18 protein-coding genes are annotated in these 18,081 nt (G+C 73.0%); 12 read left to right on the top strand and 6 right to left on the bottom strand.

The window, feature by feature from the left end:
• Positions 1–104 precede the first annotated feature (104 nt).
• From WAB15_RS18435 to WAB15_RS18415, 5 genes are all read left to right on the top strand, one after another.
• The gene (locus WAB15_RS18435) at positions 105–953 is read left to right on the top strand and encodes a L,D-transpeptidase family protein (protein ID WP_399146559.1); all 849 of its coding nucleotides are present in this window, start codon (positions 105–107) and stop codon (positions 951–953) included.
• Between the two features lie 58 nt (positions 954–1,011).
• Positions 1,012–2,217: an alanine racemase gene (gene alr, locus WAB15_RS18430; protein WP_407286929.1), complete on the top strand. Its 1,206-nt coding sequence runs from the start codon at positions 1,012–1,014 to the stop codon at positions 2,215–2,217.
• The gene (locus tag WAB15_RS18425; RefSeq protein ID WP_399146561.1) at positions 2,214–3,566 is read left to right on the top strand and encodes an alpha/beta fold hydrolase; all 1,353 of its coding nucleotides are present in this window, start codon (positions 2,214–2,216) and stop codon (positions 3,564–3,566) included. The genes alr and WAB15_RS18425 overlap by 4 nt, the downstream gene beginning before the upstream one ends.
• 85 nt (positions 3,567–3,651) lie before the next feature.
• Positions 3,652–4,173 (top strand): tRNA (adenosine(37)-N6)-threonylcarbamoyltransferase complex ATPase subunit type 1 TsaE, encoded by a 522-nt coding sequence (gene tsaE / locus WAB15_RS18420; RefSeq protein ID WP_399146562.1) that lies wholly within the window; start codon positions 3,652–3,654, stop codon positions 4,171–4,173.
• A gap of 134 nt (positions 4,174–4,307) precedes the next feature.
• Positions 4,308–4,505, top strand: coding sequence for a hypothetical protein (locus WAB15_RS18415; RefSeq protein WP_407286928.1), 198 nt, complete (start codon positions 4,308–4,310; stop codon positions 4,503–4,505).
• 40 nt (positions 4,506–4,545) lie between these two features.
• Here the strand turns inward: WAB15_RS18415 and WAB15_RS18410 are convergent, their stop codons facing one another.
• The gene (locus tag WAB15_RS18410; protein WP_407286927.1) at positions 4,546–5,112 is read right to left on the bottom strand and encodes a hypothetical protein; all 567 of its coding nucleotides are present in this window, start codon (positions 5,110–5,112) and stop codon (positions 4,546–4,548) included.
• Positions 5,113–5,202: 90 nt separating this feature from the next.
• Between WAB15_RS18410 and tsaB the strand changes: the two genes are divergently transcribed.
• The 4 genes from tsaB to WAB15_RS18390 all read left to right on the top strand — a co-directional run bounded on the left by tsaB (position 5,203) and on the right by WAB15_RS18390 (position 8,079).
• Positions 5,203–5,862 carry a tRNA (adenosine(37)-N6)-threonylcarbamoyltransferase complex dimerization subunit type 1 TsaB gene (gene tsaB, locus WAB15_RS18405; protein ID WP_399146565.1) on the top strand — a complete coding sequence of 220 codons (660 nt, stop codon included), beginning with the start codon at positions 5,203–5,205 and terminating at the stop codon, positions 5,860–5,862.
• Positions 5,859–6,470 carry a GNAT family N-acetyltransferase gene (locus WAB15_RS18400; protein ID WP_407286926.1) on the top strand — a complete coding sequence of 204 codons (612 nt, stop codon included), beginning with the start codon at positions 5,859–5,861 and terminating at the stop codon, positions 6,468–6,470. Before tsaB ends, WAB15_RS18400 begins: the two co-directional genes overlap by 4 nt.
• Positions 6,471–6,475: 5 nt before the next feature.
• Positions 6,476–7,606, top strand: coding sequence for a tRNA (adenosine(37)-N6)-threonylcarbamoyltransferase complex transferase subunit TsaD (gene tsaD, locus WAB15_RS18395; protein ID WP_407286925.1), 1,131 nt, complete (start codon positions 6,476–6,478; stop codon positions 7,604–7,606).
• Between the two features lie 107 nt (positions 7,607–7,713).
• A complete protein-coding gene (locus WAB15_RS18390; protein WP_393487473.1) occupies positions 7,714–8,079 on the top strand; it encodes a hypothetical protein in 366 nt (121 codons plus the stop codon).
• Here the strand turns inward: WAB15_RS18390 and WAB15_RS18385 are convergent.
• Complete coding sequence (locus WAB15_RS18385; RefSeq protein ID WP_407286924.1) at positions 8,063–9,304, bottom strand: THUMP-like domain-containing protein; 1,242 nt, start codon at positions 9,302–9,304, stop codon at positions 8,063–8,065. The two genes, WAB15_RS18390 and WAB15_RS18385, sit on opposite strands and share 17 nt — an antisense overlap.
• 62 nt (positions 9,305–9,366) lie before the next feature.
• Positions 9,367–10,770, bottom strand: coding sequence for an FtsW/RodA/SpoVE family cell cycle protein (locus tag WAB15_RS18380; RefSeq protein WP_399146741.1), 1,404 nt, complete (start codon positions 10,768–10,770; stop codon positions 9,367–9,369).
• 466 nt (positions 10,771–11,236) lie between these two features.
• On the opposite strand from WAB15_RS18380, the gene groES reads away from it, so the two are divergent.
• The gene (gene groES, locus WAB15_RS18375; RefSeq protein ID WP_399146569.1) at positions 11,237–11,545 is read left to right on the top strand and encodes a co-chaperone GroES; all 309 of its coding nucleotides are present in this window, start codon (positions 11,237–11,239) and stop codon (positions 11,543–11,545) included.
• A gap of 132 nt (positions 11,546–11,677) precedes the next feature.
• Complete coding sequence (gene groL / locus WAB15_RS18370) at positions 11,678–13,303, top strand: chaperonin GroEL (protein WP_399146742.1); 1,626 nt, start codon at positions 11,678–11,680, stop codon at positions 13,301–13,303.
• 126 nt (positions 13,304–13,429) lie between these two features.
• Here groL and WAB15_RS18365 read toward each other — a convergent pair whose 3' ends face one another.
• Both WAB15_RS18365 and WAB15_RS18360 read right to left on the bottom strand, forming a co-directional pair.
• Positions 13,430–14,122 (bottom strand): ester cyclase, encoded by a 693-nt coding sequence (locus WAB15_RS18365; RefSeq protein WP_407286923.1) that lies wholly within the window; start codon positions 14,120–14,122, stop codon positions 13,430–13,432.
• A 61-nt stretch (positions 14,123–14,183) separates the two neighbouring features.
• A complete protein-coding gene (locus WAB15_RS18360) occupies positions 14,184–15,236 on the bottom strand; it encodes a hydroxyacid dehydrogenase (protein ID WP_407286922.1) in 1,053 nt (350 codons plus the stop codon).
• Positions 15,237–15,327: 91 nt separating this feature from the next.
• Here WAB15_RS18360 and WAB15_RS18355 point away from each other — a divergent pair, with 91 nt between their 5' ends.
• Positions 15,328–17,265 (top strand): DUF2264 domain-containing protein, encoded by a 1,938-nt coding sequence (locus WAB15_RS18355; RefSeq protein ID WP_407286921.1) that lies wholly within the window; start codon positions 15,328–15,330, stop codon positions 17,263–17,265.
• Here the strand turns inward: WAB15_RS18355 and WAB15_RS18350 are convergent.
• The gene (locus tag WAB15_RS18350; RefSeq protein WP_407286920.1) at positions 17,262–18,035 is read right to left on the bottom strand and encodes an SDR family NAD(P)-dependent oxidoreductase; all 774 of its coding nucleotides are present in this window, start codon (positions 18,033–18,035) and stop codon (positions 17,262–17,264) included. The genes WAB15_RS18355 and WAB15_RS18350 overlap by 4 nt on opposite strands.
• Positions 18,036–18,081 lie beyond the last annotated feature (46 nt).

Below are 18,081 nucleotides of genomic sequence, written 5' to 3'. Positions count from 1 at the left end.
GGCCGGGGGCGGCGTTAGGCCCTGTGGGGGGAATGGCGCGGGCACCAGGGCGAACCTGGCGCCGCCCGGGCCGTCCGGCGGCCCGGGCGCGGCATCGTGAAGGCATGAAACGCACCTTGGTGGCGCTGCTGGCCTGCGCCTCGCTGCCCGCTCTGGCCGGATCCCCCGCGGTGGCCGTGGCGCCGTCGCCCGCCGCGCACGCGGCGTCCGGCCTGCTTCCCGGTGCCGCGTACGCCCCGCAGCGGGCCGAGCGGCACCACACGCCCGACCCGGTGCGGGCGGCGCAGGCGCCGGACGCGCCGGTCGAGGAGCCGCTGCACCTGGAGGACGTACCGCGGTCCGAGACGGAGCGGGGTGCCAGGGCGGCGAGTTGCAGCGGGTCCACCGGGCCCTTCCAGCGGCAGGCCGAGCGTTATCTGCGGCGGGCGGTCGACGGGCTGCAGAGCGAGGCGGACTGCCGGGCGATCCGCCGCTTCCAGCGGGCGCACCGCATCGCCCCGGCGAGCGGCTTCGCGGGGCCGGTGACCGGTGCCATGCTGCGGCTGATGCGGGCCCAGAAAGACCCCAACCGGGACGGGCACTGCCCCGAGCGCCGCGAGCGGACCGTGTGCGTCGACCTGGACCGGCAGCTGCTGTGGGTGCAGCAGGGCCGGCGGGTGGTCTTCGAGCCGGTGGCGATCCGATCCGGCCAGCCGACGAACGAGACCCGTACGGGTACGTACCGCATCTATCTACGGAAAAGGGCCCACACCTCGAACCTGTACCACACGCCGATGCCGTTCGCGCAGTTCTTCGACCGCGGGGAGGCGCTGCACGGTGTCTACGACGACATCTACCAGGGGCTCGGCTCGCACGGCTGCGTCAACCTCGGGTGGCGGGACGCGAGCCGGCTGTGGGGAGCGCTCAGGCACGGCGATGTGGTGCACGTCTGGGGCCGCAGGCCCAGCGGGTGAGAGCGGTTTCGCGCCGGTCCCCGGGGGTGCCGCGGCGTCGCCTGCGACACTGAGGGGGATGAACGAGACAGCGAAGCGCGCCCGTGCCGTCGTCGACCTCGCCGCCGTGCGGTCGAACGTCCAGGCACTGCGGGCATGCGCACCCCGGGCAGAGCTGATGGCCGTGGTCAAGTCCGACGGCTACGGACACGGAGCGGTGCGCTGCGGGCGCGCCGCCCGTGAGGCCGGTGCGGACTGGCTGGGCACGGCGCTGCCCGAGGAGGCGTTCGCGCTGCGCGCGGCCGGCGACACCGGGCGGCTGATGTGCTGGCTGTGGACGCCGGGCGGCCCCTGGCGCGAGGCCGTGGAGCAAGACATCGACGTCTCGGTGAGCGGGCTGTGGGCGCTGCGCGAGGTCACCGCCGCGGCTCGCGCCTGCGGTCGCACCGCCCGGGTCCAGCTCAAGGTCGACACGGGCCTGGGCCGCAACGGCTGCCAGCCCGCCGACTGGCCGGAGCTGACCGCCGCGGCCCGCGCAGCCGAGGCCGAGGGCGCGGTGTCCGTCACCGGCGTCTGGTCGCACTTCGCATGTGCCGACGAGCCCGGCCACCCCTCGATCGCCGTCCAGCTCGCCGCCTTCCAGGACGCGCTGAAGACCGCCGAGGCGGCCGGCCTGCGCCCCGAGGTGCGGCATCTGTCCAACACCCCGGCGACGCTGACGCTGCCGGAGGCGCACTTCGACCTGGTCCGCGCCGGTATCGGTGTCTACGGCATCTCGCCCAGCCCGGAGCTGGGCACCTCCCGGGACTTCGGACTGCGGCCCGCGATGACCCTGGAGGCCGCGCTGGCGTCGGTCAAGCGGGTCCCGGGCGGCCACGGCGTGTCGTACGGCTACGCGTACACCACCCCCGGGGAGACCACCCTCGCGCTGGTCCCGCTCGGCTACGCCGACGGCGTCCCGCGGCACGCCTCCGGCACCGGCCCGGTGCTGGTCGCCGGCAAGTGGCGGACGGTCGCCGGGCGGATCGCGATGGACCAGTTCGTGGTCGACCTGGGCGGCGACAGCGCCGCGGCGGGCGATCCGGCCGTGCTCTTCGGCCCCGGAGACCGCGGCGAGCCGACCGCCGAGGACTGGGCCCGCGCGGCCGGAACCATCGGCTATGAAATCGTCACACGGATCGGAACCCGGGTGCCGCGCGTCTATGTGGACAGCGGCATAGGGAACGGAGCAGCAGAAGCCGAAGAAGCCGAGGGAGATACCGCGCTCACGGGGGGTACCGCATGACCGAGGGCAAGGAGGCCGCCGCGCAGGCGGTCGAGACGGCCGCCGAGGTGGCGGTCGAGGCAGCCAACAACTGGGCCAGGGCGGGCCGGCACGCGGGCCTCGCCGGCGCCGCGATCGGCGTGGTCGCGGCGGGCGCCGCGGCCGGTGTGGCGATAGAGCGGATGACGGTCGGCCGCGGGATGCGCCGCCGCGCCCGGCTCGCGCTGGACGCCGCCGGCCCGTACGGCACGCTGCGCGGCACACCGGGCGCGGCGATCGCCGAGGACGGCACCGAGCTGTACTACGAGGTCGACGAGCCGGGCGCGGAGGCCGGCCGGCCGGACAAGGACGAGCGGCCGGGCAAGGGCGCCGCCAGGAACGGCCGGGGGGCCCCGCACGACCGGTCCGCCAAGCCCGCCCGCGGCAAGGAGGCCCGCGCCGTGCAGGAGGCCCAGAGCGGCCTGCGCAAGCGGCTGACGGCGGCGCTGGGGCGGCGCTCGGCGGCCCCCACGGTCGTCTTCAGCCATGGCTACTGCCTCAGCCAGGACTCCTGGCACTTCCAGCGCGCCGCGCTGCGCGGCACGGTGCGCACCGTCCACTGGGACCAGCGCAGCCACGGCCGTTCGGCGCGCGGGCACGGCCAGATCGACGGCACGGAAGAGGTCACCATCGACCTGCTGGGCCGGGATCTGAAGGCGGTGCTGGACGCCGCGGTGCCCGAGGGGCCGATCGTGCTGGTCGGGCACTCCATGGGCGGGATGACGGTGATGGCGCTGGCCGACCAGTTCCCCGAGTACGTCGCGGAGCGGGTGGTCGGGGTGGCCCTGATCGGCACGTCCGCGGGGCGGCTCAGCGAGGTCAGCTACGGGCTGCCGTCGATGGGCATGAAGGCCTTCCACTGGCTCGCGCCGGGCGTGCTCAGGGCGCTGGGCTGGCAGCACGAGTTCGTCGAGCGCGGGCGGCGGGCCACCGCCGATCTGTTCGCCGGGCTGATCAAGCGGTACTCGTTCGGGTCGCCCGAGCAGGTGGACCCGGGCATCGCGCGGTTCGGGGAGCGGCTGATCGAGGCGACCCCGATCGATGTGGTCGCCGAGTTCTTCCCGGCGTTCGCGGTGCATGACAAGACCGAGGCGCTGGTGGCGTACGACGCGGTGCCCGCGCTGGTGCTCGCCGGGGAGAACGACCTGATCACCCCCGCCGACCACAGCCGGACGATCGCCGAGATGCTGCCCGACGCGGAGCTGGTGTGCGTCCCCGGCGCCGGGCATCTGGTGATGCTGGAACGGCCAGAGCTGGTCAACGAGCACCTGGTGTCGCTGGTGGAGCGGGCGAGCGCGGCGGCCCGCAGCTCACGGCACGCGCGGGCCTGAGGCCGCGGGCGCGCAGCGTGCCGCCGCACGGCGGTGTCGATCAGGGGTGGTGGTCGGGCGAGGGGCAGGACGTACCATTTGCGGCATGAGCTCCACCGGCGCGATCGCCCATGTAACCGTCAAGTCCCCCGACCAGATGCAGGAGTTGGGCCGCAGGCTGGCCCCGCTGCTGCGCCCCGGCGACCTGGTGCTGCTCACCGGTGAGCTGGGCGCCGGCAAGACCACGCTGACCCGCGGCCTGGGCGAGGGGCTGGGTGTGCGCGGCGCCGTGACCTCGCCCACCTTCGTCATCGCCCGGGTGCACCCCTCGCTGACCGGCGGCCCCGCGCTGGTGCACGTCGACGCCTACCGCCTCGGCGGCGGGCTGGACGAGATGGAGGACCTGGACCTCGACGTCTCGCTGCCGGAGTCGGTGGTGGTCGTGGAGTGGGGCGAGGGCAAGGTCGAGGAGCTGTCCGACGACCGGCTGCACGTCGTCATCGGCCGCGCGGTGGGCGCCGACGCGCCCCACCCGGAGGACGAGGTCGACGATGTGCGCGAGGTGACGGTCACCGGACTCGGTGCCCGGTGGTCGGGCGCGGAGCTGGACGGCCTGCTCGTACCGTAGTTTCCGACAAGCCGTCGGTAAGATGTTGCGCAGTCGGTATCGCGCGTGGTGACATGGGTGGAGACCCCAGTTAGGTGTGCCTAAGTAGCGAGCCTAGCTTCTGTCGCTTGCCCCAGGAGCCCCGGGAGGCGTCCATGTCCGCCCACCAGCACGATGCGCGCGAGACGCCGACGATGAATGAGCTGCTGGCGGCGTGTGCCGCGGCCAGCGCCGTCTCCACGCCCCCTGACGCCCCCGAGGAGGCCACCGCGCCCCGCCAGGGCAAGCCCGCGGACGAGCCCACGGAGGGCGAGGAGACGCCCGCGTCCACCCGGGGGCGCGACGCGGCGTAGCCCGTATGGGCCAAGAGGGAGCCGGCCCGAGGGCGCGCGGTCAGGCGACCACGACGACCTTGGTGCCCTGCAGCGCGAAGTCCCACATCGCCTTGCCGTCCTCCCGCGACTCACGGATCCCGCCGGTCCGCTTCGACGAGCCCGGGTCGGGCCGGGAGCCGTCGACCGCCGCGCTGAAACCGATGGTGACGGCGTCGACCGTGGTGAACCGCACGACGTGCTCGATCGCGATCCCGTCCGAGCCCGTGACGCTCACCGACCGCGAGCCGACCGTGTACGTCCCCAGCGGCGGGTGCACCGTGCTCGGCGTGACCGTGAACGTACGCAGCGCACCGCCCTTGGCGTCGACCAGCCAGATCCGCTTGCCGCCCAGCGAGTAGACGACCCGCCGGCCCTTGCCGGAGGCGGCGGGGACCGAGACCGGGGCCGACGTCCCGGCCTTCTTGCCGGGCCGGTCCGAGTGGCCCTTGGAGGCGCTGTGGCCGTCCTTGCGGGCCGGGGTGAGGCTGTCCGGAGCGGACGCCGCGGCCTGGTAGCCGAGGAAACCGACCACGACGACGGCAGCCGTGGTCAGTGCGGTGACGATCGTGCTGCTCTTAGAGGGCACCGCTGTGCCACCTTTCCGTACGTTCCCCTGCTTCGGGGGCGACGGTAGCAGGGGACGGGGCACCGCCGGCCGCGCCGTAGGCTTGAGGGCGTGCTGCTGCTTGCTCTTGACACCGCCACCCCCGCCGTCACCGTCGCGCTGCATGACGGGACGGACGTCCTCGCCGAGTCCCGCGATGTGGACGCGCGCCGGCACGGCGAGCTGCTGCTGCCCGCCGTCGACCGGGTGCTGCGCGCGGCCGGCCGCAAGCTCGACGAGGTCAGCGACATCGTGGTCGGCGTGGGCCCCGGGCCCTACACCGGTCTGCGGGTCGGCCTGGTGACCGCCGCCACGTTCGGGGCCGCGCTCGACGTGCCCGTCCACGGCCTGTGCACGCTGGACGGCCTCGCCTACGCCGCCGAACTCACCGAGCCCTTCGTCGTGGCCACCGACGCCCGCCGCAAGGAGGTCTACTGGGCGCGCTACGCCGACGCCCGTACGCGCCTGACCGAACCGGCCGTCGACCGCCCCGCCGACATCGCCGACCAGGTGGCCGGCGTCCCGGCCGTGGGCGCGGGCGCGGTGCTCTACGACGGCGTCTTCACCGGTCTGCGGCGCGAGGCGCCCGAGCACCAGTCCGCCGCGGCGCTCGCCGCGCTGGCCGCGGAGAGACTGGCCGCGGGCCAGGAGCTGCTGCCGCCGCAGCCGCTGTATCTGCGCCGCCCGGACGCCCAGGTGCCCGCCAACTACAAGGTGGTCACCCCGAAGTGACGGCCGGCCCCTCACCCGACCACCGCCCCTCAACGGCGCCACTGCGCGGCGGCAGCCCTGAACCTGCTGCGCTGCGCGAGATGCGCTGGTGGGACATAGCGCCGGTGCTGGAGCTGGAGCGCGAGCTCTTCCCCGAGGACGCCTGGTCGGCCGGCATGTTCTGGTCGGAGCTGGCCCACGCCCGCGGGGATTTCGCCACCCGCCGCTACCTCGTCGCCGAACTGGAGGTGCCGCCGCGCAGCGGCGCCGATGAGGGGCGGAGGTCGGGTGACGGGCGGGAAGGCCGGATCGTGGGCTACGCCGGGCTGGCCGCCATCGACGGCACCGGCGACGTCCAGACCATCGCCACCGCCCGCGACCAGTGGGGCAGCGGCCTCGGCGCCCGGCTGCTGACCGAACTCCTCGGCGCCGCGACGGACTTCGAGTGCCATGAGGTGCTGCTGGAGGTGCGGGTCGACAACCTCCGCGCCCAGCGCCTCTACGAGCGCTTCGGCTTCGAGCCGATCGGCTTCCGCCGCGGCTACTACCAGCCCGGCAACGTCGACGCCCTCGTGATGCGCCGTACCACCCAGACCTCCTCCGAAGCACCCTCCGTACAAGGAACTTGAGAATCATGGCTGACTCACGCGGCGGACCGCTCGTCCTCGGCATCGAGACCTCCTGCGACGAGACCGGTGTCGGCATCGTCCGCGGCCACACGCTGCTGGCCGACGCGGTCGCCTCCAGCGTCGACGAGCACGCGCGCTTCGGCGGAGTGGTGCCGGAGGTGGCCTCCCGGGCCCATCTGGAGGCGATGGTCCCCACCATCCAGCGGGCGCTGAAGGAGGCCGGGGTCGCGGCGAGCGATCTGGACGGCATCGCGGTCACCGCCGGACCGGGCCTGGCCGGTGCGCTGCTGGTCGGCGTCTCGGCCGCCAAGGCGTACGCCTACGCGCTCGGCAAGCCGCTCTACGGCGTCAACCACCTCGCCTCGCACATCTGCGTCGACCAGCTCGAACACGGCCCGCTGCCGGAGCCCACGATGGCCCTGCTGGTCTCCGGCGGCCACTCCTCCCTCCTGCTGGCCCCCGACATCACCTCCGACGTGCGGCCGCTGGGTTCGACGATCGACGACGCGGCGGGCGAGGCCTTCGACAAGGTCGCGCGGGTGCTGAACCTCGGCTTCCCGGGCGGCCCGGTCATCGACCGCTACGCCCGCGAGGGCGACCCCGAGGCGATCCGCTTCCCGCGCGGTCTGACCGGCCCCCGCGACCCGATCTACGACTTCTCCTTCTCCGGCCTGAAGACGGCCGTGGCCCGCTGGATCGAGGCCAAGCGGGCGGCCGGCGAGGAGGTCCCGGTCGCGGACGTCTCGGCGTCCTTCCAGGAGGCGGTGGTCGACGTCCTGACCCGCAAGGCCGTACGGGCCTGCAAGGACAACGGTGTGGACCACCTGATGATCGGCGGCGGGGTCGCGGCCAACTCCCGGCTGCGGGCGATGGCCCAGCGCCGCTGCGAGGACGCCGGGATCACCCTGCGGGTGCCGCGGCCCAAGCTGTGCACCGACAACGGCGCGATGGTCGCCGCCCTGGGCGCGGAGATGGTGGCGCGCGGGCGCGCGGCCTCGCACTGGGACCTGTCCGCGGACTCCTCGCTCCCGGTCACCGAACCGCATGTGCCGGGGCAGCCGGCCGAGGACGACCACGGTCACGGCCACAGCCATGATCACGTCCACGAGACGAGCAAGCGGAACCTCTACCCGTGAGCATCTTCTGAGGATCGGTGACAAGGTCCGCCTCCCCCGGACCCGCGCCCGCCCCGAGGTCTTACCCTGGAGCGGCACCGGGCGCGCGCGTGGGGAGGCGGCAGGCTGTGGACTGGTTCTGGTGGGTCTTCATCTTCTTCATGGCGGGTGGCTTCGCGAAGGTCGCCGACACCGCCCGTACGGCGCTGCGCACCCGCCACGAGCGCAAGATGGAGCGCCTGGAGACCGCGCGTGCGGAACGTCAGGAGCTGGCGGCCGCCCAGAAACCGCCGGAGCCGGTGTGCGGCTGCACCCACCACCTCGCCAAGCACGACAAGAAGGGCAAGTGCCATGAGCGGGTGGAGGTCGCGGTGGCCTGGGACGCCGACCACAAGCCGGTCCAGTACGAGGCCGGCCAGTGCACCTGCCAGCAGTACGTCGGCCCGCAGCCGCTCTCCCAGATCTACGCCGAGGACCTCACCGACCTGGCGTGAGTGACGGCCCGGGCGCGTCCGCGGGGTGCCCCAGCAGCATGGTGGGGGCGCCGGCGACCCGGGTGAGGAAGATCGTGCAGGAGTTGCCGCCGCCGCCCAGCTTCAGCTTCCTGCGCAGCTCCTCGGGCTCGACCGCCGAGCCGCGCTTCTTGATCACCGCGGTGCCGACACCCCGCTCGCGCAGCAGCGCCTTGAGCTTCTTGACGTTGAACGGCAGTACGTCGGTGAGCGCATAGGCGGTCGCGTACGGGGTGGCCGTCAGCCGGTCCGCGGTGATGTACGCGATCGTCGGGTCGATCAGCCGCCCGCCGAGTTGTTGGGCGACATCGGCCACGAGGTGGGCGCGGATGACCGCGCCGTCCGGTTCGTAGAGCCAGTCCCCGACCGGACCCGGCTCGGGGTCCGGCAGGCCGGTGCCCAGCAGGGAGTCGCCGGCCGGCAGCAGGGTGGCGCGGCGGCCGCCGGGCATCGGAGCGGGGGTGCCGCCGGGGGACCGGGCGAACCACACCACCGCCTCCTTCACCTCGCCCGCGTCGGAGATCCACTCCGTCTCGGCGTCCTCGGGAAGCGCGTCGTGCGGCACCCCCGGCGCGATCTTCAGCGCCGCGAACGGGGCCGTACGGGCCGCCTCGACGGCCCAGGACAGCGGCGGCGAGTACGCCTCCGGATCGAAGATCCGCCCACCCCGGGCTTTACTGCGCCGCGCCGGATCCACGAACACCGCGTCGTATCCGGCGGTGTCCACCTCCGCCACGTCCGCGCAGCGCACCTCGATCAGCTCCGCGAGCCCCAGCGCCTCGGCGTTCGCCCGCGCCGCCGCGCAGGCCAGCGGGTCGCGGTCGACGGCCAGTACGCGGATCCCGGCGCGGGCCAGCGCGATCGCGTCGCCGCCGATGCCGCAGCACAGGTCGGCCAGTGAACGCACGCCCAGCGCGGCGAGCCGGGCGGCGCGGTGGGCGGCGACCGCGGTACGGGTGGACTGCTCGACGCCGTTGGGCGTGAAGTACATCAGCCGCGCGTCCGCCCCGAACTTGGCCGCCGCGCGCTGCCGCAGCCGGGCCTGGCCGAGCGCGGCGGAGACCAGCGGGGCGGGGTGGTCGCGGCGCAGCCGGGTCGCGGCCGCCAGCTCGTCCGCCGGGTCGTGGTCGCGCAGTTCGGCCAGCAGTGCCTGCCCCTCGGGGGCCAGCAGCGCGGAGAAGGTGTCGAGGTCGGTCACCTGCACCATTGTGGTCCAGGCGAGGTGCGGTGCCGGACACCGCAGGCCCACGGAGACCGCACAGACACGCCCTACGCCGCCCGGCGGCCGCGCCGTCCCCGGCGTGGCCGGTCCTGGCCCGCGCCCTCCGGCTCGCGGCGGCGCTGTGCATGGTCGCTGATCCGCAACAGCAGTGCCACCATCACCCAGTTCGCGACCAGCGACGAGCCGCCCTTGGCCAGGAACGGCAGGGCCTTGCCGGTCAGCGGGATCAGGCCGGTGACGCCTCCGGAGACGACGAAGACCTGGAGCAGCAGCGCCCCGGCGAGCCCGACCGCGAGCAGCTTGCCGAACGGGTCGCGGGCGGTCAGCCCCACCCGCAGCCCGCGCTGCGCGAGCAGCACGTACAGCATCAGCACCGCCATCACCCCGGCCAGGCCCAGCTCCTCGCCGACGGTGGTGAGGATGAAGTCGCTGTTGCCCGCGAAGCCGATCAGCTCGGGGTGGCCCTGGCCCAGGCCGCTGCCGCCGATGCCGCCGCTGCCGAAGCTGAACATCGCCTGGCCGAGCTGGTCGGACATGCCCTCCGCACGGCCTTCCTTGGTGAAGGCCCGCATGGGGTCCAGCCAGGCCGTGACCCGGCCGTGGACGTGCGGCTCCAGGGAGCCGACGACGGCCGCGCCGACCGTGGCCATCAGCAGGCCGCACAGCACCCAGCTGGCGCGGTCGGTGGCCATGTAGAGCATGATCACGAAGACGCCGAAGAAGATCAGCGAGGTGCCCAGGTCCCGTTCGAAGATCAGCACCAGCAGGCTGATCGCCCAGATCGTGAAGATCGGCCCGAGCTGCCGTCCCGGGGGCAGCTGGACGCCCATGACGCGGCGTCCGGCCAGCGCCAGCGCATCGCGGTTGACGGTGAGGTAGCCGGCGAAGAACACCGAGATCATGATCTTCACGAACTCACCGGGCTGCAGCGACAGCGGTCCGAGCAGGATCCAGCGCTTGGCGCCGTACATGTCGGCGCCGAAGAAGGCCGGCGCCATCAGCAGTACAAGGGCGACCGCCATCGTCAGATAGATATAGCGCTGGAGGATGCGGTGGTCGCGCAGCACCAGCAGGATGGCGATGCAGACCGCCACCCCGATCACCGTCCACACCAGCTGGCCGCTCGCCGCCTCGGCGATCTTCAGACGCGGGGTCTGCGCGTAGGTGATGTCCAGCCGGTGCAGCAGGATCAGGCCGATCCCGGTCAGCAGGGTCGCCAGCGGCAGGATCAGCGGATCGGCGCGCGGGGCGAAGCGGCGCAGGACCAGATGCGGCACCAGAGCCACGAAGAGCATGCTGACGGCGAAACCGGCCAGGCCGCCGGGCAGCCGGCCGGTCATCGACAGACCGGTGTAGGCGTAGCCGAAGACGGCGATCAGCACGACCAGGGCGAGCAGCCAGGCCTCGGTCCGGCGGCGGTCCGGTGCCCGTTCGAACGCGGCGAACGTCATGGTGCGCTCGGCGTCGCTCTCCGGCTCCCCGGCCGGCCGGGGAGCGCTGGTCAGTCCACGCACGGGTTCCTCCGCCTTCGATGATCAGGGTCGCGGACCGGTCCGGGCTGATCCACAGGGCACGCCGGGCCCGGTTCGCGGGCCCGGCAGTCGGGGAAGTAGACGAGGTGGCCCGGGGGGTGGTTGCCAAGAAACGGGAAGGTGTGTCCGATTTGGCAGGGAACCCGCCCCCGGCGCCGGACCCGTTGGCCGCGGCGCGGTCAACCGGCGTCATGGAACCCGCCCCCGGCGCGCTGGCACTCCGCTTGACCGAGTGCTAACCGCGTCATAGTCTCGGCGTTGGCACTCTCCAGTGGGGAGTGCCAAACACAGCGACGGGCAGGTCCGGCACCCGCGACGACGGATCCACCTGGTCGCCACCTCAGACAGTTAACCCCGTGAGATCTCCGAAGGGGGAGGTCGGATCGTGACGACCGCCAGCTCCAAGGTTGCCATCAAGCCGCTTGAGGACCGCATTGTGGTCCAGCCGCTCGACGCCGAGCAGACCACGGCCTCGGGCCTGGTCATTCCGGACACCGCCAAGGAGAAGCCCCAGGAGGGCGTCGTCCTGGCCGTGGGCCCGGGCCGCATCGAGGACGGCAAGCGCGTCGAGCTCGACGTCACCGTTGGTGACATCGTTCTCTACAGCAAGTACGGCGGCACCGAGGTGAAGTACAACAACGAGGAGTACCTCGTTCTCTCGGCCCGCGACGTGCTCGCGATCGTCGAGAAGTAAGTCACCAAGAATTGCCGTGATCTGCGCCCCTGGTTCCCGCGTCTAAACAACCCGGGGCAGGGGCGCAGTTCGTTTGACCCAGCGGTCCCCACTGCGTGCCGAGGATCGCAATGAGAGGACTTGAAGCACCCCATGGCGAAGATCCTGAAGTTCGACGAGGACGCCCGTCGCGCCCTTGAGCGCGGCGTGAACAAGCTTGCCGACACGGTGAAGGTGACGATCGGTCCGAAGGGCCGCAACGTCGTCATCGACAAGAAGTTCGGTGCCCCCACCATCACCAACGACGGTGTCACCATCGCCCGTGAGGTCGAGGTCGACGACCCGTACGAGAACCTGGGCGCCCAGCTCGTCAAGGAGGTGGCGACCAAGACCAACGACATCGCGGGTGACGGCACCACCACCGCCACCGTGCTGGCCCAGGCGCTGGTCCGCGAGGGCCTGCGCAACGTCGCCGCGGGCGCTTCCCCGGCCGCCCTGAAGAAGGGCATCGACGCCGCCGTGCAGGCCGTGTCCGAGGAGCTCCTCGCGACCGCCCGCCCGATCGACGACAAGGCCGACATCGCCGCCGTCGCCGGCCTGTCCGCGCAGGACAAGCAGGTCGGCGAGCTGATCGCCGAGGCGATGGACAAGGTCGGCAAGGACGGTGTGATCACCGTCGAGGAGTCCAACACCTTCGGTCTGGAGCTGGACTTCACCGAGGGCATGGCCTTCGACAAGGGCTACCTCTCGCCGTACATGGTCACCGACCAGGAGCGTATGGAGGCCGTCCTCGAGGACCCGTACATCCTGATCCACCAGGGCAAGATCGCCTCGATTCAGGACCTGCTGCCGCTGCTGGAGAAGGTCATCCAGGCGGGTGGCTCCAAGCCGCTGCTGATCATCGCCGAGGACGTCGAGGGCGAGGCCCTGTCGACCCTGGTCGTCAACAAGATCCGTGGCACCTTCAACGCCGTGGCCGTCAAGGCCCCCGGCTTCGGTGACCGCCGCAAGGCGATGCTCGGCGACATGGCCACCCTCACCGGTGCCACCGTCATCGCCGAGGAGGTCGGCCTCAAGCTCGACCAGGCCGGTCTGGACGTGCTGGGCTCCGCCCGCCGCGTGACCGTCACCAAGGACGACACCACCATCGTCGACGGCGGCGGCAACGCCGAGGACGTCGCCGGTCGCGTCGCCCAGATCAAGGGCGAGATCGAGACCACCGACTCCGACTGGGACCGCGAGAAGCTCCAGGAGCGCCTCGCCAAGCTCGCCGGTGGCGTCTGCGTCATCCGTGTGGGTGCGGCCACCGAGGTCGAGCTCAAGGAGAAGAAGCACCGTCTGGAGGACGCCATCTCCGCGACCCGCGCCGCGGTCGAGGAGGGCATCGTCTCCGGTGGTGGCTCCGCCCTGGTGCACGCCGCCAAGGTGCTGGAGGGCAACCTCGGCAAGGAGGGCGACGAGGCCACCGGTGTCGCCGTCGTCCGCCGCGCGGTCGTCGAGCCGCTGCGCTGGATCGCGGAGAACGCCGGCCTCGAGGGCTACGTCATCACCGCGAAGGTCGCCGAGCAGGACAAGGGCCAGGGCTTCAACGCCGCCACCGGCGAGTACGGCGACCTGGTCAAGGCCGGCGTCATCGACCCGGTCAAGGTCACCCGCTCCGCCCTGGAGAACGCCGCGTCGATCGCCTCCCTGCTGCTCACGACCGAGACCCTGGTCGTCGAGAAGCCGGCCGAGGAGGAGTCGGCCGAGGCCGGCCACGGTCACGGGCACGCGCACTGACGCATAGCCGCGCAGCCGGCTGATCGCCGGCGGTAGCCGCTGGAAGGCTCCTGTTCCCGCTCATGAGCGGTGGGAACGGGAGCCTTCTCGCGTGCTGGCGGAAGCCGCGCGGCCGGCACGCTCCGGTCAGACCGCGCCGAGCTGCCGCATCAGGCCCAGGACGTCGTAGTGCCACCAGCCTTCCTGGACCACTCCGTCATGGAACCGGAAGGTCGTGGTGCCGGTCATGGTGCACTTCCGGCCGGTCGGCTCGACGCCCATGAACGCGCCCTGGTGCGTGCCGTACCAGGTCCACCGGGTCACCACGTCGTCGCCCTGGGCGATCTGGGATTCCAGGTTGAACGTGAAGTCGAAGGCGGCGCGCCATCCGGTGACATCGCGCCGCAGCGCGTCGGACCCGATCACGGTCTCCTCCTCCTTGAAGACGTCGTGGTCGCGGTAGTCGGACGCGAACACCTCGTCGATGGCGTCGAGGTTGCCCCCGGTGGCGATCTCGTGGAAGAACCGGCGGGCGGTTGCGGTGTTCAACTGCTCGTCCCGGACGACGTCGAGGTCGGTGAAGGACGGCATCCCGTCGCAGAGCGCCACCATCTCCTGGAAGATCCGGTCGGTCTCCGGGAGGTGGGAGTTCTTCACCGCCTCCTCGTGCGAGGGGAATTCGACGATCTCGACGTAGTGGGAGGCGTCGGACCGGTCCTTGCCGATGACGCTGTGGGTGGCGGTCCGCTTGCCCTTGGTCTGCTCGACCCATTTGTCCATGAGTTCGTTCATGCCGTCCGGCCGCTCGGTCCGGTAATCGATTATCTGTACGAATTTCATGGCGCCTCCCGGGGTGGGTGGGACGCGTCCATTTTAGTGAGGAATGCGGCGTATCGTGCGGTCAGGCCGAGTGGTCCTGGCCCGCCGGGTGCACCGGGTCCGCGAACGGCAGGCCGGCCGCGAACCGCGCCACCTCGTCCAGCGCCCGGTCGGCCAGCCGGTGCAGTTCGCCGCCCAGGGAACCGGCGATATGCGGCGTGAGCAGGACGTTCGGGAGGTCGTACAACGGGGATTCGGGGGACGGGAGTTCGGGGTCGGTGACGTCCAGGACCGCGTGCAGCCGGCCGGGCACCAGCTCGGCGAGCAGCGCCGCCTCGTCGACGAGCGAGCCCCGGGCGGTGTTGATCAGGGTGGCGCCGTCCGGCATCAGCGCCAGCTCGCGGGCGCCGAGCAGATGGCGGGTGGCGGGCAGCTCGGGGGCGTGCACGGTGACGATGCCGCTGTCGGCGCAGAGCGTGTCGAGGGGGACCTGCGCCACCCCCAGCCGGGCGGCCTCGGCGGCGTCGACGTACGGGTCGTACAGCAGGACGCGCAGGTCGAAGGGGCGCAGGAGTTCGATGAGGCGGCGGCCGATGCGGGAGGCGCCGACGACGCCGACGGTGCGGTGGTAGTTGCCGGCGCCGGACAGCTCGTGCTGCCAGTCGTGCGGGGCGCGCAGGGTCCGGTAGCGGTGGGCGGTGTGCAGCACCCGCTTGTTGGCGAAGAGGATCGCGGCGAGGGTGAACTCGGCGACCGGCAGCGCGTTGACCGCGGCCACCGAGGCGACCGCGATGCCGCGCTGCCAGCAGGCGTCGGTGATGTGGTGCTTGACCGAGCCGGCGGCGTGCACGACGGCCCGCAGCCGTGGTGCGGCGGCCAGCACGCGGTCGGTCAGCGGCGGCGCGCCCCAGCAGGTCAGCAGCAGCTCGGCGTCGGCGAGGGCGGCGGCGACGGCGGGCGCGGGGTCGGCGAACTCGTGGGCGACGAGACGGGAGTCGGTATGGGCGAGGGCCGCGAGGCGGGAGTGGTGACGGGCGTCGAGGAGCCGCTCGGCGATACCGGGGCCCATCGACAGCAGCACCTTCGGGCGCCTCGCCGGGCGCTCGGCCGTCCCGACGGGGGGTGGCGTGGTCATGTGTTCTCCTTCGTACTCCCTTGACGCCCGGTCAGCCGTACCCGAAGGATGCCCCGGCGGCCGGCCGTCATCCTCCGTCCGAGGGGAACCCATGTCTGCACCTCGCCCCGTCTCCCTCCCCTTCCCCCTCCCGCCCGAGGACCGCCGCCTCAGCCCGTACACCGGCTGGACCCGCGCCCACTGGGAGGCGGTGGCCGACGGCCTGCTGCGCGCCACCCGCCGCCACGCTTCCCCGGGCCGCGGCCTGATCACGCTCCCCGGCGCCCGCCCCAGCTCCTCCGGCCCCCGCTCGGACGGCCTCGAAGGCTTCGCCCGTACCTTCCTGCTCGCCGCGTTCACCGTCGCCGGCAGCGGCGGCCGCGATCCGCACGCCCACCTCGCCCGCTACGCCGAGGGCCTGGCCGCCGGCACCCGGAACCCCACCGCCGACCGTGAGTCGACCTCCGCCGACCCCGATTCCTGGCCCCGGATCGACGCCGTCCGCCAGGCCCGGGTCGAGGCGGCCTCCCTCGCGCTCGGCCTGCGCGTGACCCGCCCCTGGCTGTGGGACACCCTCGACGACGCGGTCCGCGCCCGCGTCGTCGACTGGCTGCTGCCCGCCCTCGGCCCGTCCCCGGTCGACAACAACTGGTGGCTCTTCGGCCTCACCGTCGGCGGCTTCCTCCACGACGCGGGCATCGAGACCGTACGCGCCCGGGCCGCCGTCGACCGCGCGCTGACCCGCATCGAGGAGTGGTACCGCGGCGACGGCTGGTACTCCGACGGCGACAACCGCGCCTTCGACCACTACAACGCCTGGGCGCTGCACTTCTACCCCGTCCTGCACGCCCACCTCGGCGCCGACCGGGCGCTGCTGGCCACCTACGGCGACCGCCTGCGCGCCCAACTGGACGACTACACCCGCCTCTTCGACTCAAGCGGCGCGCCGCTGCCCTTCGGCCGCTCGCTCACCTACCGCTTCGCCGCCACCGCCGCTCCCTGGCTGGGCGCCCTCACCGGCCACACCCCGCTGTCCCCGGGCGCCGTCCGCCGCCTCGCCTCCGGGGCGCTGCGCCACTTCCTGGACCGCGGTGCCGTCGGTGCCGACGGTCTGCTGCCGCTGGGCTGGTACGGGCCCTACGCGCCGATGCTCCAGGGGTACTCGGGCCCGGGCTCGCCCTACTGGGCGGCCAAGGGCTTCCTCGGCCTGCTGCTCCCCGCCGACCACGCCGCCTGGACCGCCGAGGAGGCCCCGCTCCCCGCCGAGACCGCGGACGCCGTCGGGCCGTTGGGCGGTACCGGCCTGTTGCTGCACTCGACCGCGTCCGACGGCCTGGTCCGGGTCCACAACCACGGCAGCAACGCAACGCTCGGCGCCCCCGACCCGTACTACGCCCGCTTCGCCTACTCCACCCGCACCGGCCCCACCACGCCCACCGCCGACCGGGCCCTGCCCGACAACGACTTCGCGCTGCTGATCGACGGCCGGCCCACCACTCGCGGCCCCGCCACGCCGCACTCCGCCGGCCCCGACCGGGCGCTGTCCACCCACACCCCCCGCCGCGCCGACGGCACCGCACTCCCCGGGGTCCGGGTCCTGTCCGCCACCCTCGCCCACGGCCGCGCCGAACTCCGCGCCCACCTGGTCACCGGCGCCGCCCCCGGCACCCCCGTACGCCAGACGGGCTGGGCCACCACACCCGGCGGCCCGACCGCCCAACTCCACCCCGTCCACGGCTACGACACCCCGCGCGCCCGGCCGATCCCCACGGGCAGCACCCTCTTCGGCCCCCGCACCGAAACCGCCGTCCTGGAGGGCTCCGTCGGCCCGGCCCCCGAGGGGACGCTCTTCGTCGCCCTGGCCTCCCTCACCGGGGACCCGGAGCCCGCCCCCGTCCACACCCTGGCGACCGCGCGCCTCACCCGCCACGGCGGCCGCCACACCCTCGCCCTCACATGGCACGACGACGGCACCACCGGCCACCTGGTCCTGCCCCCGCCCGCCGAAGGGCGCGCCCAGGACCGGGCGGCACGGCACTGTCCCCGCTAACGGGGCCCGTACTTGCGCCCGGTACGGGACGCGACCCCGCCCAGCACCGCGCGGGGCACCAACTTCAGCGCCCCGGTCAGCGCCTTGTACCGCGGGTCGGGGATGGACAGCGACTTCCCCCGCATCAGGTCCTTCATCGCCGCGTCCACCAGCTTGTCCGCGTCCAGCCACATCCAGCCGGGGATGTTGTCCGTGCCCATCCCCGCCCGCTGGTGGAACTCGGTGCGTACGAACCCCGGGCACAGCGCCATCAGCCGTACCCCGCTGCCCGCCAGGTCCCGCGCCGCGCCCTGCGTGAACTGCACGACCCACGCCTTGCTCGCGCCGTAGGTGCCGCGCGGCACGAACGCCGCCACCGACGCCACATTGACCACCGCACCGCGGCGCCGCTCCCGCATGCCGCGCACCGCGGTCGTGGTCAGCCGCAGCACCGCCTCGCAGTGCACCTTCAGCATCGTCAGCTCGTCGGCCAGCGGCACTTCGAGGTACTCGCCCTTGTTGCCGAAGCCGGCGTTGTTCACCAGCAGATCGACCGGGTGCCTGGTGTCCGAGAGCCGCGCCTCGACCGCGGCGATGCCCTCCTCGGTGGACAGATCGGCGCTCAGCACCTCCGCCTCGATGCCGTGCCGGTCGTGCAACTCGGTGGCCTGCTCCCGCAGTCGCTTCTCGTCGCGCGCCACCAGCACCACGCTGTGGCCGTCGCCGGCGAGCCGCCGGGCGAACGCCGCCCCGATGCCCGCCGTCGCTCCCGTGATCAATGCAGTCGTCATACCGGCACGCTATCCGCCCGGACGACGGCACCCGAGACCCAGGGCG

Source organism: Streptomyces sirii, assembly GCF_045690365.1.
In the GTDB taxonomy this organism is placed as follows: Bacteria; Actinomycetota; Actinomycetes; order Streptomycetales; family Streptomycetaceae; genus Streptomyces; species Streptomyces sirii.
This window is presented reverse-complemented; position numbering and strand designations above follow the sequence as displayed.

Coding starts and splice junctions, on each gene's coding strand:
- WAB15_RS18435 (WP_399146559.1), top strand. CDS start 105: ATGAAACGCACCTTGGTGGCGCTGCTGGCCTGCGCCTCGCTGCCCGCT.
- alr (WP_407286929.1), top strand. CDS start 1,012: ATGAACGAGACAGCGAAGCGCGCCCGTGCCGTCGTCGACCTCGCCGCC.
- WAB15_RS18425 (WP_399146561.1), top strand. CDS start 2,214: ATGACCGAGGGCAAGGAGGCCGCCGCGCAGGCGGTCGAGACGGCCGCC.
- tsaE (WP_399146562.1), top strand. CDS start 3,652: ATGAGCTCCACCGGCGCGATCGCCCATGTAACCGTCAAGTCCCCCGAC.
- WAB15_RS18415 (WP_407286928.1), top strand. CDS start 4,308: ATGTCCGCCCACCAGCACGATGCGCGCGAGACGCCGACGATGAATGAG.
- tsaD (WP_407286925.1), top strand. CDS start 6,476: ATGGCTGACTCACGCGGCGGACCGCTCGTCCTCGGCATCGAGACCTCC.
- WAB15_RS18385 (WP_407286924.1), bottom strand. CDS start 9,304: ATGGTGCAGGTGACCGACCTCGACACCTTCTCCGCGCTGCTGGCCCCC.
- WAB15_RS18380 (WP_399146741.1), bottom strand. CDS start 10,770: ATGACGTTCGCCGCGTTCGAACGGGCACCGGACCGCCGCCGGACCGAG.
- groL (WP_399146742.1), top strand. CDS start 11,678: ATGGCGAAGATCCTGAAGTTCGACGAGGACGCCCGTCGCGCCCTTGAG.
- WAB15_RS18365 (WP_407286923.1), bottom strand. CDS start 14,122: ATGAAATTCGTACAGATAATCGATTACCGGACCGAGCGGCCGGACGGC.
- WAB15_RS18360 (WP_407286922.1), bottom strand. CDS start 15,236: ATGACCACGCCACCCCCCGTCGGGACGGCCGAGCGCCCGGCGAGGCGC.
- WAB15_RS18355 (WP_407286921.1), top strand. CDS start 15,328: ATGTCTGCACCTCGCCCCGTCTCCCTCCCCTTCCCCCTCCCGCCCGAG.
- WAB15_RS18350 (WP_407286920.1), bottom strand. CDS start 18,035: ATGACGACTGCATTGATCACGGGAGCGACGGCGGGCATCGGGGCGGCG.